8 protein-coding genes are annotated in these 15211 nt (G+C 66.2%); 5 read left to right on the forward strand and 3 right to left on the reverse strand.

Annotated features, from left to right (window positions below):
- Window positions 1–74 precede the first annotated feature (74 nt).
- Both K940_RS29235 and K940_RS29240 read left to right on the forward strand, forming a co-directional pair.
- A complete protein-coding gene (locus K940_RS29235) occupies window positions 75–1106 on the forward strand; it encodes a zinc-binding dehydrogenase (protein ID WP_081706483.1) in 1032 nt (343 codons plus the stop codon).
- Window positions 1103–1981 (forward strand): MFS transporter, encoded by an 879-nt coding sequence (locus K940_RS29240; RefSeq protein ID WP_051407366.1) that lies wholly within the window; start codon window positions 1103–1105, stop codon window positions 1979–1981. The genes K940_RS29235 and K940_RS29240 overlap by 4 nt, the downstream gene beginning before the upstream one ends.
- 23 nt (window positions 1982–2004) lie before the next feature.
- Here K940_RS29240 and K940_RS29245 read toward each other — a convergent pair whose 3' ends face one another.
- On the reverse strand, window positions 2005–2703 hold the full coding sequence (locus K940_RS29245) for a TetR/AcrR family transcriptional regulator (RefSeq protein ID WP_081706485.1): 699 nt from the start codon (window positions 2701–2703) through the stop codon (window positions 2005–2007).
- Between K940_RS29245 and K940_RS34150 the strand changes: the two genes are divergently transcribed.
- Window positions 2694–2846, forward strand: a complete 153-nt coding sequence (locus K940_RS34150; RefSeq protein WP_369797527.1) for an alpha/beta hydrolase — start codon at window positions 2694–2696, stop codon at window positions 2844–2846. The genes K940_RS29245 and K940_RS34150 overlap by 10 nt on opposite strands.
- Before the next feature lie 416 nt (window positions 2847–3262).
- Here K940_RS34150 and K940_RS0119180 read toward each other — a convergent pair whose 3' ends face one another.
- The gene (locus tag K940_RS0119180) at window positions 3263–4354 is read right to left on the reverse strand and encodes a hypothetical protein (RefSeq protein WP_028478849.1); all 1092 of its coding nucleotides are present in this window, start codon (window positions 4352–4354) and stop codon (window positions 3263–3265) included.
- Complete coding sequence (locus tag K940_RS0119185; protein WP_028478850.1) at window positions 4351–5313, reverse strand: malonyl transferase; 963 nt, start codon at window positions 5311–5313, stop codon at window positions 4351–4353. Before K940_RS0119185 ends, K940_RS0119180 begins: the two co-directional genes overlap by 4 nt.
- A 345-nt stretch (window positions 5314–5658) precedes the next feature.
- On the opposite strand from K940_RS0119185, the gene K940_RS29250 reads away from it, so the two are divergent.
- Both K940_RS29250 and K940_RS0119195 read left to right on the forward strand, forming a co-directional pair.
- Entirely contained in the window at window positions 5659–13122 is a 7464-nt protein-coding gene (locus K940_RS29250; RefSeq protein ID WP_196812278.1) for a type I polyketide synthase, read from the forward strand.
- The coding region (locus K940_RS0119195; RefSeq protein WP_155980976.1) for a type I polyketide synthase at window positions 13122–15211 on the forward strand (2090 nt) is incomplete at its 3' end. The genes K940_RS29250 and K940_RS0119195, both read left to right, overlap by 1 nt.

Here is a 15211-nt window from a genome sequence, read left to right on the forward strand (position 1 = left end):
TGACAGTATTCCGCAGGAGCCTACTAGTAGGAATCAAAGTTCACTGAATCGATATTCACCGAAATGAGAGTCCGATGAAAGCTGCGGTACTGCATCGGTACGGGGCACCGGAGTTCGGGGATTTCGTCGTTCCCGAATTGGACGCGTGCCCCGACGGCGTGCTGGTCGAGGTACATTCGGCCACCATCAACGTGATCGACCGGGCCGTCGCTGCAGGCAAGCACTACCTCAGCCCGAAGACCTTCCCGGTGGTCACAGGCATCGAAGGGGCTGGCGTCACGACTGACAACCGGCGTGTCTACTTCGGGCGCCCGATCAGCCCGTTCGGCGCGATGGCCGAGTGCACACTGGTCCCCGCAGGATTCGCGTTGCCGATCCCGGGCGGTGTGGACTTCCCGATGGCCGCCACCCTCGGCAACAGCGGCATGGCGGCACTGATGCCGCTCACCGATGCCGCGCAACTACGGCCCGGCGACAGCGTGGTGCTGCTCGGCGGCAGCGGCGTTGTCGGCAGACTGGCGATTCAGGCGGCCCGGATGCTCGGCGCCCGCAGCGTCACCGTGGTCGGCAGGAACAAAGCGGCCCTGGCGGCCACCGTGCCACTCGGCGCGTCGGCCACGGTGTCGACCGAAGGGCTCGAGGGCGAGCGGCTCACGGCAACGATTCGTGAGGCGTCCGGCGGTGTGGACGTAATCGTGGACTACGCCTGGGGTGAGTCCGCGGTGGCCGCCCTCGCCGCAGGTAGTCCCGGTGTGCGTCTGGTGCAGGTGGGCGAGAGTGCGGGTGCGACGGCGGCACTGCCCGCTCAGCTGCTGCGGTCCGTCGGCGCGTCCGTTACAGGATTCATGCCGGTGCACCACGGGCCGGAAGCGATGATGCGCGCTTACCGGCAGTTGGTCGTGTGGGCCGATCGGGGAGACCTGACCGTCGACTACGAACTTGTTCCCCTGGCCGATGTGGCGGCTGCCTGGGAGCGGTCGGCCGCAGCACGGCACAAGCTGGTGCTCGTACCCACCGACTACCGGGCGAGCACGGGGGCCGAGCGTCGTCGAGCAATTCCATACTTCCGCCGCAGCACATCGCGGCAGCCAATACGCTGGAGATGAGCGCTATCCAGATCGGCGGAATCACCGGCAGCCTACTGGCCGGTGTGCTGATCCAACTCGGCGGTCCCGCACTGGCATATCTATTGGACTCGTGTGCGATGTTGGTCGCGGTGTGGGCTGCGTACCGTTTGCCGCAACTGCCACCGAGTGGTCGGGTGACCAGCTCCGGTGTGCGGGAGATCTGGTTCGGCTTGGTATATCTCTCGTCCCAGCGGCTGATCACGGCAATGTTCGTGATAGATATGGTCGCGATGGTGGCTGGTCTTCCACGTGCGCTGTTCCCAGCGATGGCGGAGAAGAATTTCGCGGCGGGCAGCGATGACGGAGAGATGATCGTCGGCGTGCTGTTCGCGGCGATGGCGATCGGCTCGTTGCTCGGCGGCGTGTTCTCCGGTTGGGTGCCGAGGGTTCGCAGACATGGTGTGGCTGTAGTCGTCGGTGTTCTGATCTGGGGCTCGGGCATCATCGGGTTCGGGCTGAGCGCCCTGCTCGACAGCGGCGGCCTGATCCTCGCGATCTTCTTCCTCTCCCTCGCCGGTGTGGGCGACCTGATCTCGGTTGTCTTCCGTTCCACCATGATTCAGCAGATCGCCACCGACGATGTGCGTGGTCGCCTGCAGGGCGTATTCAATATCGCGGTTGCGGGTGGCCAACGCCTCGGCGACTTCTCGCACGGTATTACCGCCGCCCTCGTCGGCACCACCGTCGCTGTCTCTGGTGGCGGTGCCTTGGTCGTTTTCGCGGCAATCCTGATCGCGCTGTTCGTTCCGATCACTGTCCGCTATCGATTCGATCCCACATACGTGGCGTCGGATGCCCCGGATGGGGAGACCGAGGTCGTCGTCGAGACAGCTGTCCCGGTCAAGGAGCCGTGAACCCTTTCGCTCGGCCTCATTCGCTACCGCGCAGTGATCGGTCCGCTCGTCAGCTGGTCGAGTCGCACCTGTAGTCCGTCCAGGACGCGATCGAGTGCGTACAGGCAGTAGTTCTTCCACGTGGCATCGCGTTCGGTGTCGTTAGTGAACTGCTCGACCAGTTGCTGCATCTGCCGGGCACCCGGCGCGTCCGACGGATCCGAATCGAGCACGGTGAGCAACCCGGACAATCCGAGGTCGGCTCCGGCGACCTGCTGGTCACCGAGTGCGATCAGGCCGAGACAGGTGTTGAAGGCCACCGAATACGCAGCGGCAGATTCCTCACCCCAGCCGGCTTCGAGCATCAGTGTGACGCCCACGTCCACTGTAGGCAACAGCGCTTCGGTCTGTGGGCCGTTGCGCAACAACCATGTGGCGACACCCGGATACCGGAACAGGTGAGAGATCATCGACGACAGCACGCCATATAGCAGTCGTCGCCAATTCGTGGTGTCCAGCTGTATATCCATCTCGGCGTAGACTCGGTCGACTACCGCGGCGCACACCGCATCTCGGTCGCCGACATGGTGGTAGATCACCGACAACGAGGTGTCGAGACGTGCGGCGAGGTCGCGCATACTCCACCCGTCGAGACCACGCTCCGCGGTGAGTGCCTGCGCGGCGTCGATGATCAATTCACGCGAGAGCCCGGTCCGATAGGCCCGCCTGGAACTTGGGGACATCGCTCGACCCTAATTGCCACAGCGGTCGCCGAACAATTGGGGCTGAACTGGTGAACGTTGGCCGGAGGGGTCACATCAACCTCGGCTCGGACCTTGGTGAGTGGCAACAGGGCTGGGACATTCTCCGCTCGTATTTCGCGTAGTGCGCACATCCTGATACACGGATCGAACATGGAGAAACGCGAGACAGGACAGCCGCTGATGGCCCTCGACCTTCGACGGCTTCGATCACACTCGGTACAAGGACGAAGTCATCGACCGCTGGCTTTGATCAATACGTTGTAGGCGTTGGCGCGCCGCCAACGGAATTCGCCACAGGTGCTTTGTCAGAAGCTTCTGTGTAGCTTCAACATATCGCATTGGCGTGGCGCCGATGGTTTTGAACTGAGCTCAATCACCGGTTGTTCTGGAGTGCGCGTCCTCGCCCCGGTGCACCGCCGAAAGCTTTGCAAGGCACGTGTGCCGTTGCTCAGGAGTACGAGCTCCGGCAGTGGGTATCCAACGGCTGCAATCACCTGACGGTTCCACCCCAAGCAGTTCGGAGGCGTATTCACGTGTTTCAGTAGAGGCCTTCCGGCGCCGTGGTAGTGATTTGCAGGGGCCGGACATTGGCAACTCCGTCGGAGGGCCAGTCGCATCCGGTATCGAAGCGGAGAGCTTGGTCACGTTCGAGGACGTTGGGCAGGAACAGGTCTTCGTGCAGGACCGTGAGGCGGACCTGGCCGGTTGCGCCGTAGGGAGTGGTCGTCGACCAGTCGTTTCGGTCGACAACAGCCATGGTGACTTGGGGATAGTTGGGGGCGTACGGAAGGATTTCGCCGTCTTGCTCGGCGGGGAGTCCGGCGCCGTTGCCGAAGGTGTTGCCGTAGCTGCGACCGCAGATGCCGCCGTCCAACGCGGCGACCAGATCTCGGTACATGTCGGGGCCGACCTGGGTGCCGCTCAGCCGGGCGCCGCGCAGAGCCGACACCAGATCCGGATAGCGACGCGCGAGCACCTGCAGGAGAGCGGGAGTGGTGTTGATGTAGTCGATGCGGCCGTGTTGCAGAACATCGGCGATCTGGTCGACCAAATGGATGCTGTACTCGTTGGCTTCGGCCAAGCGGCCTTCCCGAATGAGCCGCTTCACCCACCGCGGGTCCATGTCGATGGAGTAGACCAGCCCGGCGTGGAGTTCACTCGCTTCCCAGGCGCCGTTTCCGATCAGGTGCGGACCGGTCGGGGTGGCTTGCAGCCAGGTGCGGTGCGGCTCGAAACCTTCAGTGACGAAGGACCATCGGCGCCAAGCTCCGCGGTGTAGCAGCATATCGGGGGTGTAGTAAACCCGGCAAGGCGTACCCGTGGTGCCGCCGCTGTCCCACACGCGACCGGTGATCGGACGGGGTACCGCCAGGGGCACGAGCTCGGCAGGGTTCATTGACCGCAAGGTGTCGAGCGGGAAGGGACCGAAGGCGGTGAGCTGTTCGTAGCGTGTGATGTCGCGGGGATCGAAATCCAGCTCGTCCGTGCGGCGCAACCAGTAGGGTGCGCCGGTCTCCTGGTCGAACGTCCGCCGTATCACAACGCGGGTCCACTCGTCGAGGTCGGCGTCGAGCCAGCCCCGGATCAGGGCATCACATTCGGTGGCACGGGGATTGAAGGTGCTGGTCATCGCATCGCTCGCGTGGGGAACACTTCGATACCGAGCTCGAAGACCATGGTCAGCACCTGCTCGATATGTTCGGGACGGTCGACGTGCAGGACGGAGAACGGGAACCGCAGTACCCCATCGGGAATGGAGCCGCCCACGACGAGTCCGAGGCGTACACCCTCGTCCTTCATCGCCTCGTAGATGTACATCAGATTGATCGGGTCGGTGGGGTTGCGGTGGAAGGTGTCCCGGACATCCGCTGCAGTCGTCAGCACCTTGTTGTCCAGGCAGGACAGCAGCGGCGGCCCCGGATCGGTGAACGGCATGGCATCGATGTACGGCGCCATGAACGCACGGAAATGGCTACGCAGCGGCGAGTGGATGGCCATCGCGCGGCCGGGTAGCTGGACCACGGTGTCCGCGGGTAGCTCGGTGCCCAGGTCGTCCAGTGCCGCGCGCTCGCCGGAGAGCATCAGAATGCGGGTCTGTCCGTCGGCGGTCGGGCCGAACTGCCCGGCCAGGTATACGCCGGGCCGCCCCGCACCGCGGTAGCGGCCCGAATTGTCGCCGACCGGTTCGAAGGCCAGGGCGAGTCCTTGCTCGGGCGTGCCGTGCGGCTGGTCCGGGGTGTTGCGGGCGTGGGCCAGCATCTCGAACAGCGCCCGGCGGCTGATCGCCCCGGCCAAGCAGGCAGCCGACATGCCACCGAGGCTGAGGCCACCCAACGCGCTCGGACGCAGTCCGTGTTCGGCGAGCACGTCGTGCACCGCGATGGCATGTGCCGATTCTCGGATGGTGCCGATGCTCTGCCGTGTTTCCGGCGCCTCGGGGAGATCCTCCTCCAAGATCTGACCCACCGTCAGTTCCGTCCATTCCGCAACCTGACGGTAAAGGTGCTGAACTCCGGCGTTGGTCTGGTGCAACTCGACGCCGCGCGGCTCGCTGCCGACTCCGCCGCCGAACATATAACCCAAGGTCATTGCATTTTCTCCCGCTGCGTAACTCGTGTTCGAATTCGTCGGCCCGACAATGAGCTGATCGTGACCTGCGTTTATATGTTCTCGATTATCACAGGTAGCTCTGGTGTAGCTCCAATATTGATCGAAAGGCCAGGTCGAACGCCGTTCGTCAATTCTATACACCAGTGTCAGGGCATTCATCGGCGGATTGTGCTACAAAGCCGCGACATGCAATCTCGGCGGACGCTATCGAGACGATATCCGGACCCGCGACAATCGTATTTCCAGAACTCGGAAGCAGTCGATCATCTTTGTGGAAGCAAAAGCAAAGTCCATCTCGGCATCGCCGGGAATTCGAGGCGGTACATGAATTCGGTCATCCCCATCGCTGTTATCGGATACGCATGCCGGCTTCCCGGAGCCGATGACCCTATGGAGTTCTGGCGACTGCTGGCCGCGGGCCGGAATGCGGTCACCGAGGTCCCGGACGACCGTTGGGACCCCGCCACCGCCACGGGGCCGAAGGAGGGGCACTCGGCGCGCTGGGGAGCATTCCTCGACGATCCTGCGCTGTTCGATGCCGACTTCTTCGGAATTCCACCGCGCGAAGCCGCCGCGATGGATCCGCAGCAACGACTTGCGCTCGAATTGGGCTGGGAGGCTGCGGAACACGCCGGGATCATCCCGGCCTCGTTGTCCGGCAGCCGGGTGGGAGTGTTCATCGGTGCGGCACTCGACGACTACGCCATGCTCCGCAGCCGGCTCGGTTCGATCGGCATCGACACCCACACGACCGTCGGCACCCTGCGCAGCATGATTGCAAACCGATTGTCCTATCTGCTCGGCGCGCGTGGGCCCAGTCAAATCATCGACACCGGCCAGTCATCCGCCCTGGCCGCAATCCACCGGGCGTGCGAGAGCCTGCGATCCGGCGAATGCACCTCGGCGCTGGCCGGCGGCGTCAACCTCAACCTCGCGATGGACACCGCGCTGGCCCTGGCTACCGCTGGGGCATTGTCCCCGGACGGGCGCAGCTACACCTTCGATGAACGGGCCAATGGGTACGTCCGCGGGGAGGGTGGTGCGCTCGTACTACTCAAGACCCTCGACCAGGCACAGGCCGACGGGGATCGCGTGCGGTGCGTGATCCGCGGCGGCGCGGTCAACAACGGTGCGGCCGCGGCCGGGCTCACCATTCCGGAGGCAGATGTCCAGCAGGAGGTCATCGAACTCGCGTATCGGCGCGCAGGCGTCGCCGTAAAGGATGTTCACTACGTAGAACTGCACGGGACCGGAACTGCGGTCGGTGACCCAGTGGAGGCAGCTGCCCTCGGGGCAGCGATCGGCACCCATCGACCGGCCGACCGGCCGCTTCGAGTCGGATCGGTCAAGACCAACATCGGTCACCTCGAAGCCGCTGCCGGGGTGGCCGGGCTGCTCAAAGTGATACTGGCGCTGGAAAACGAGGCACTGCCCGCCAGTCTCAACTACTGCACCCCGAATCCGGCCATCCCACTGGACCGGCTCAACCTGCGGGTACAGCGGGAGCTGGAATCGTGGCCGGCCGGTGGCGACACTCGCCGCGCCGGGGTGAGCGCCTTCGGGCTCGGCGGCACCAATGTGCACCTGATTGTGGAGGAATCCCCGCGGGACACCAGAACCGCAGCGGGGCACACCGAGCCGACGGCAGGCGGAGCCTCCGACTCGGTCCTGTGGCCATTGTCCGCACGCAGTGCCGAGGCGCTCCGAGGCCAGGCCTCCCGACTGCACACGTACGTGACAGCCCGTCCCGCGCTCACCGCGGCCGATGTCGGCTGGACACTGCTCAGCGCCAGAACCGCCTTCGAGCACCGTGCCGTGGTCGTCGGGCGCGACCGTGAAACGCTGCTCGAGGGACTGGCGGCCTTGGCGGAGCGCCGGGCGGACGCCTGTCTGGTCGAGGGTGTAGCTCGAGTCGAGAACTGTTGTGTCACAAATAGTCCCGGCAGAAACGACTGCGATTCCGACGACATCCTGATGGCAATCGCCTCGTCGTATGTCAACGGCATGCCGATCGACGCGGACTCGGTCTTCGGGGGCTCCGGTGCGCGCCTGGTCGACCTGCCGACCTACGCCTTCCAACGTCGTCGACACTGGCTCCCCGCGGCGTCAGTCATGCCCGACCAGCAGCCGGGAGTGTGGGACGAACCCGTGCTAGCAATGCCCACGTCGACTACCGACGAGCGCGGGCCTCGGTCTGTACCGGATATTGCAGTGCTGGTCCGGTCGCAGGTGGCGCGGGTACTCGGTCACGACGACGCCGGCGCCATCTCGACCGCCAGGACTTTCAAGGACCTCGGCTTGGACTCCCAGACGGGTGTCGAGCTGAGCGAAATACTCTTCCGCCGGACGGGCGTACGTCTGTCCAGCACGCTGACCTTCGACTACCCGACCCCGGATGCCCTGATTTCCGGCTTGCGTCGCAAGCTGAACAAGGCCGCCACGTCACAGACCGCGATCGCGCCGCAGACGTCGACCGCCGGGTTCACCGGCGACATCGCGCCCGAGGTCGCGGACCTCGACGAAGACGATCCTGTCGTCATCGTCGGCATGGCCTGCCGGTTCCCGCGCGGCATCACCTCACCGCAGCAGCTGTGGCAGGCGGTTGTCGACGGCGTGGACGCCATCGGTGACTTCCCTGCCGATCGCGGCTGGGACCTGGGCGCACTGGACGAATCCGACCGGATCGGCAGCCCTGTGCGGTGCGGCGGATTCCTCGACAACGTCGCGGATTTCGATGCCGACTTCTTCCATGTCAGTCCCCGTGAGGCCACTGCTATGGACCCGCAGCAGCGGCTGCTGCTCGAAACAGCGTGGGAAGCATTGGAACACGCCGGAATTCGCCCAGATCGATTGTGCGGCGAACCGGTCGGGGTGTACGTGGGCGGAACTGCCATGGAGTACGGGCCGCGGTTGCACGAGCCGGTCGAAGGCACTGATGGCCTGAGGTTGACCGGCTCGACCGCCAGCGTCATGTCCGGGCGTATTGCGTATGCGTTGGGTTTGGCGGGCCCGGCGATGACGGTGGATACGGCGTGTTCGTCATCGTTGGTGGCATTGCATCTTGCGGTGCAAGCATTGCGCAGCGGGGAGTGTTCACTTGCGCTGGCCGGTGGCGTCACTGTCATGTCCACGCCCGGCATGTTCATCGAGTTCACGCGTCAACAAGGGTTGGCGCGCGACGGACGTTGCAAGTCCTTCTCCGATGGCGCCGACGGGACGGGCTGGTCGGAAGGGGTGGGATTGCTTGCGGTGCAGCGATTGTCGGCGGCGCGGCATGCAGGTCGCCGCGTATTGGCGGTGGTGGCCGGCTCGGCGGTCAACCAGGACGGTGCGTCGAATGGTTTGACTGCACCGAACGGTGCGGCACAGCAGCGGGTGATCCGGGCGGCATTGGCCGATGCGGGATTGACCACTGCCGATGTGGACGCTGTCGAGGCGCACGGAACCGGCACCGAGCTGGGTGACCCGATCGAGGCGCACGCCCTGCTGGCGACCTATGGTCGAGACCGGCCCGAGGGACGACCATTGTGGTTGGGGTCGTTGAAGTCGAATATCGGGCATACCCAGGCAGCTGCGGGTGTGGCGGGTGGGATCAAAATGGTGCAGGCGATGCGCCACGGCGTGCTGCCCCGCACACTGCACGCCGATCAGCCGTCGCGCCATGTGGATTGGTCGGCGGGTGCAGTGCGATTGCTGGCGCAGTCGACAGCATGGCCGCAGACGGGGAGTCCGCGCCGGGCCGGGGTGTCGTCGTTCGGGATCAGTGGCACCAACGCGCATGTCATCCTCGAATCCCCCGGTAGTCGCAGCGAGGTCCCCGCACCGCCGCGCCGGTCCGTCGATGACCATCCGGTGCCGTGGGTGGTGTCGGCTGGGAACGAGTCCGCACTGTCGGCGCTGATCCGACGTCTGGTGGATGTCGCCGCCGATCGGGATCCGGTGGATGTCGGCTGGTCGCTGGCTACTACTCGAGCCGATCTCCCGCACCGCTGCGTGGTGCTCGGCTGCAATCGGGACGAACTCCTCGACGGCCTGCGCGCGCTATCCGAAGGCCGGTCGATCACGGGCGCCGTACGCGGTCGGGCGTTGTCGACCAGCCCGGTGTTCGTCTTCTCCGGCGAGGGGTCGCAGTGGACGGGGATGGCCGGCGAGCTGCTGCGAATCTCGCCCGCCTTCGCAGCCCGTATGGCCGAATGCGAGACAGCTCTCGCGCCCTACACGGACTGGTCGATGCTGGCGGTGATCCGCGGCGAGGACGGTGCGCCGTCACTGGAGCGGGTCGACGTCGGCCAACCCGTACTGTTCGCAGTGAGTGTGTCGCTGGCCGCGATGTGGGAGTTCCATGGCGTGAAGCCTGCTGCGGTGATCGGGCACTCTCGGGGGGAGATCGCCGCAGCCTGTGTGGCCGGCGTGCTCTCACTGGACGACGCTGCCCAGCTGATCACAGCCCGCGGCCGCGTGCTGGCCGCGTCCGGGTTGGCCGGCCAGGGCGCGATGGTCTGGGCTGCCCTGGGGCTCGAGGAGGCGAGCGAGCGGCTCACCGCAGGGCTCGATATCGCCGCGGTGAACTCGCCCGCTTCGGTTGTCGTCGCGGGTGATCCGGCCGAGCTTGCCCAGTTCACCCGGGCGTGCGCTGCCGAGGGCATCCGTACTCGGGAGAGCGCGTCGGACTTCGCCTTCCACTCCGTGCAGATGAAGACCGTGGCCGACGAGCTTGCCCAGGCGGTCGGGTCGATCTGCCCACGGGAGGCGACGGTGCCATTCTTCTCCACCGTTACGGGAGCCGCTGTCGACGCCCACGAGATCGACGCAGATCACTGGGGTAGAAATCTGTGTGACACAGTGCGATTCGAAGCCGCCGTGCACGCGCTGCTCACCGGCGGGCATCAGCTGTTCATCGAGGTCAGCCCGCACCCGGTCCTGATCACTGCGATCGAGGAGACCGCGGACGAACTCCGCATACAGGTCGCGACGACTGCGACGCTGACCCGCGGCTCGGACGATCGCGAGCGTTTGCTCTCCAGCCTTGCCGCCGCGTACGTGCACGGCGCCTCGGTCGACTGGCCCGGTGTCCTCGCGAGGTCGGGTGGACGCCTCGTCGACTTGCCGACCTATCCCTTCCAGCAACAAAGGTTTTGGCTCGAAGCCCGAACTCCGACTGCTACCGGCGTGACGGATGTGTTCTCGACCGGTGTGCGCCCCGCCGCGCATCCGCTGTTGTCCGCGGCGGTCGATATTGCTGGAAACGAGGCGGGGGTCGTGCTGACCGGTCGCCTGTCGCAGGAGACGCACCCATGGCTTGTCGACCACATGATCGACGGCACCGTGCTCGTACCGGGCACCGCCTTGGTCGAACTCGCCCTGCGTGCCGGCCGGGAGGTCGGGTGCGACCTGGTCGAGGAACTGATTCTGCACGCGCCACTGGTTCTGCCCGCCGTGGGAGCGGTCGATATCGAGGTGGTGATCGGTGACCCGGTCGACGACCGTCGGCAGGTGGGCATCTTCTCTCGCCTCGCAGAGGGCCGGTTCGTCATCGATTGGACTCCGAACGCCAGCGGAATGCTGGGCGCCGACGACCGGGCACGGCCGGACACCGAATCGGCATCTTGGCCGCCGATCGGCGCCGCGGCGGTCGCCGTCGACGATTTCTACACCACGGTGTCCGAGCGCGGATACGACTACGGTCCAGTGTTCCAGGGACTGCGCGCGGTATGGCGGCGCGGTGGCGAACTGTCCATCGAGGTCGAGCTGCCGACGGGCGCGACGACGGTAGGCGAGTATCACGGGGTGCATCCAGCGCTGCTGGATGCTGTTGTCCAAGCCGTGCTGGTGGCCGAGGGCACGGACGACAGGACTATCTTGCCGTTCGCGTGGGCAGGCGTCCGGCGCTATGCGATGGGTGGATCCGCGTTACGCGCGCGGATACGACTTGTGGCCGACGCTGTCGTCGCGGTGACTGTCACCGATCGGTACGGCGAACCCGTCCTGACGATCGACACCTTGACCATGCGTCCCATCGTGCCCGGGCAGTTGGCCGGCGGCGACAACGGTCTCTACGAAGTGCAGTGGGTCCCACTGGAACCGGGTGCAGCTACACCGATGCCCTGGGTGGAATGGGCCGGTGAGCTCACCCCGGAGGTGACCGGCGGTGCGGTCCTGCTCGACACTCGCGCTATCGGCAGTGGCATGGGCTCGGCCGAAGCCGCCCGCGCCGCGGTTGGGCAGGTGCTGGATGTTCTGCAGTGGTGGGTGAATACCGAAGGTTTCGACGAATCCCGGCTGGTGGTGGTTACCGCAGGCGCGGTGGGGCCGACAGTGTCGGATGTCGCAGGCTCTGCGGTGTGGGGTCTGGTGCGCTCGGCTCAGGTGGAGTTTCCGCGGCAGTTCGTGTTGGTCGACGACGGCGATGCCGGGTCCGCCGACCTGCCGGGGTTGCTGGACGAGTCGGGTCGGCTCAGGCTGCCGGTCGTCGAGGATCAGCTACTGGTGCGGTCCGGGCAGGTGTCGGTTGCCCGATTGGGTCGCATTGCTGCCAGTGCGGATTCGGCTGTGCCCGCACTGGGCGACGGTGCAGTGCTGATCACCGGTGGCACCGGGACATTGGGCGGGCTGCTGGCGCGGCATGCGGTGCGGCGCCACGGTGTCCGGCATCTGGTCTTGATGTCCCGCCGCGGACCGTCCGCGTCCGGCGTTGCGGATCTGGTGCGGGAGTTGGCGGCGCTGGGCACACGGGTCGATGTGGTGGCGTGTGACGTCTCGGACCGGGCGGCGCTGGCGGCCGCATTGGCCGAGATGCCGTCGTTGTCGGCAGTGGTGCATGCCGCAGGCGTGCTCCGGGACGTGACGCTCACGGGAATGTCGGCTCACGACCTCGATGAGGTCTTCGAAGCGAAGGCGGTGTCGGCGTGGCATTTGCACGAGCTGACCACCGCGACGAAATTGTCTGCATTCGTGCTCTTTTCCTCGGTGATGAGCGTGCTGGGCGGTCCAGGCCAGGGCAACTACGCAGCCGCGAACTCCTTCCTGGACGGCTTGGCGGTGTTGCGGCGCACATCCGGATTGCCTGCGGTGTCGATGGCGTGGGGGTTGTGGGCTGCGGAAAGCGGGATGACAGGTGAATTGTCGGCCGTGGACCGGCGGCGGATGGCGTCCGGTGGCTTGGTCCCGATGGCGGCAGATCAGGCACTGGCGTTGTTCGACGCTGCCCTCGCCAGCGGCCGCGCCAACGTCGTACCCATGCATGCGGACCTGGCCGCTGTGCGCCGCGGTGGGGCGCAGCCGCCCCCGTTGTGGCGGGGCTTGGTTCGGCCCATGGGCTCCATCGCGGTCGGACCCGCCGCCCCGACCGATCTGCGGCAACGGCTCGCCATGCTGCCGCTGATCGAGGACCGCGAACGACTGGTGACCGACCTCGTGCGCGCGGAGGTCGCGGCCGTGTTGGGTCAGCCGCGCCCAGAGTCCATCGACCTGCGTCGAGCATTCAAGGAACTCGGGTTCGACTCGCTGATCGCGATCGAGCTGCGCAACCGCCTCGGCCAGGCGACCGGTTCGAGACTGCCTTCCACTGTTGTGTTCGACCATCCGAGCCCCATCGCGGTCGTCTCGTATCTGCTCGGCGTGCTGGTCGACACCCGAGGCCGCGAAATCGACACCGACAGTGGCGGAGTCGATACCGATACCCCCGGAGCGAGCAGATATACCGCCGAGTCTGTGGCGGATGAGGCCGTGGTCGATGGGTTGGGGATCGCGGATCTGATTTCGCTGGCGCACGAAGGAGCTGAGTCGTGATGGATTCGCAGATGGGGTCGGGGTCGGTCGAGGAGTTGGTGGGCGCTCTTCGCAGCGCGGTGAAGGAGACGATGCGGCTGCGGCGGCAGGTGGCGGCGGTGCGGGAGCCGATTGCGATCGTGGGGATGGGGTGTCGGTTGCCGGGTGGGGTGTCCTCGCCGGATGAGTTGTGGGATCTGGTGGTTTCGGGTGGGGATGGGGTGTCGGGGTTCCCGCTCGATCGTGGGTGGGACGTGGCGGGGTTGTTCGATCCCGATCCGGATCGGGTGGGTCGGTCGTATGTGCGTGCGGGTGGGTTTCTCCATGACGCGGCGGAGTTCGATGCGGAGTTCTTCGGTATTTCGCCGCGTGAGGCCTTGGCGATGGATCCGCAGCAGCGGGTGTTGTTGGAGACAGCGTGGGAGGCGATCGAGCACGCGGGTATCGATCCGACGTCGTTGCGGGGTTCACGCACCGGCGTCTACGCCGGAAGTCTGTTCTACGACCAAGGCCTCGTACATCCCGACGGGCTGTCGGCCATCGACGGCCAGCGGCTGATCGGCAGTGCGGCCAGCGTGATGTCGGGGCGGGTGTCGTTCGTGCTCGGGTTGGAAGGCCCGGCGCTGACGGTGGATACGGCGTGTTCGTCGTCGCTGGTTGCGGTGCATCTGGCGGCGCAGGCGCTGCGACGCGGGGAGTGCGATCTCGCCTTGGCCGGTGGCGCCACCCTGATGGCCCGGCCGACGGTCTTCATCGACTTCAGCCGCCAGCGTGCGTTGGCGCCCGACGGTCGGTGCAAGGCGTTCGCCGCTGCGGCCGACGGCACCAGTTGGGGTGAGGGCGCCGCACTCCTCCTGCTGGAGCGAGTGTCGGATGCGGCGGCCAACGGGCATCAGGTGCTGGCGGTGTTGCGCGGTTCGGCGGTCAACCAGGACGGTGCGTCGAATGGTTTGACTGCGCCGAACGGTCCGTCGCAGCAGCGGGTGATCCGGGCGGCGTTGGCCGATGCGGGATTGACCACTGCGGATGTGGATGCTGTCGAGGCGCACGGAACCGGCACCACGCTGGGTGATCCGATCGAGGCGCACGCCCTGCTGGCGACCTATGGTCGAGACCGGCCCGAGGGACCACCGTTGTGGTTGGGGTCGTTGAAGTCGAATATCGGGCATACCCAGGCAGCTGCGGGTGTGGCGGGTGGGATCAAAATGGTGCAGGCGATGCGCCACGATGTGTTGCCGCGAACGCTTCACGTGGATGAGCCCTCACCGTTTGTGGATTGGGAGTCCGGGGCTGTTCGCCTACTGACCGAGCCGGTGCAGTGGCCGCGGGGTCACCGGCCGCGCCGGGCGGCGGTGTCGTCGTTCGGGATCAGTGGAACCAACGCACACCTCGTGCTCGAGGAACCCGACACCGACACGGCCGACACCGACACGGCCGACACCGACACGGCCGACACCGACACCTCCGACACCTCCGACACCGACCGCCTCACCACACCGACCGGCCCGGTCCCGCTCGTGTTGTCGGCCCGGACCCCGCAGGCACTGCGTGAGCAGGCCCGCCGCCTCGTGCCGCTGGTTCACGACGACACAGTGCACCCGCACGATCTGGCACACTCCCTCGCCACCACGCGCACTACCTTCGAGCATCGCGCTGTCGTGATCGCCGAGAGCCGAGACGAGCTGCTCGCAGGACTGCGTGCACTCGAGGACGGTGACGATGCAGTCGGTCTGGTTCGCGGCGGCGCGATCCACTCCGGTCGAACGGTGTTCGTTTTTCCGGGGCAGGGGTCGCAGTGGGTGGGCATGGCGCGGGAGCTGCTGGCGGAGTCGGCGGTGTTCGCGGCGCGGATGGCCGAGTGCGAGGCGGCATTGGCGCCGTGGGTGCAGTGGTCGCTGGTGGATGTGCTCCGTTCGTCGGCACCGCTGGATCGGGTGGATATCGTTCAGCCGGTGTTGTTTTCGGTGATGGTGTCGCTGGCGGCGGTGTGGCGTTCGTTCGGGGTGCAACCGGCTGCAGTGCTGGGCCATTCGCAAGGCGAGATCGCCGCAGCCGTGGTGGCAGGTGGACTGACCCTGGCCGACGGCGCGAAAGTTGTCGCGTTGCGCAG

The sequence above is a fragment of the Nocardia sp. CNY236 genome, assembly GCF_000482385.1.
Classification (GTDB): domain Bacteria; phylum Actinomycetota; class Actinomycetes; order Mycobacteriales; family Mycobacteriaceae; genus Nocardia.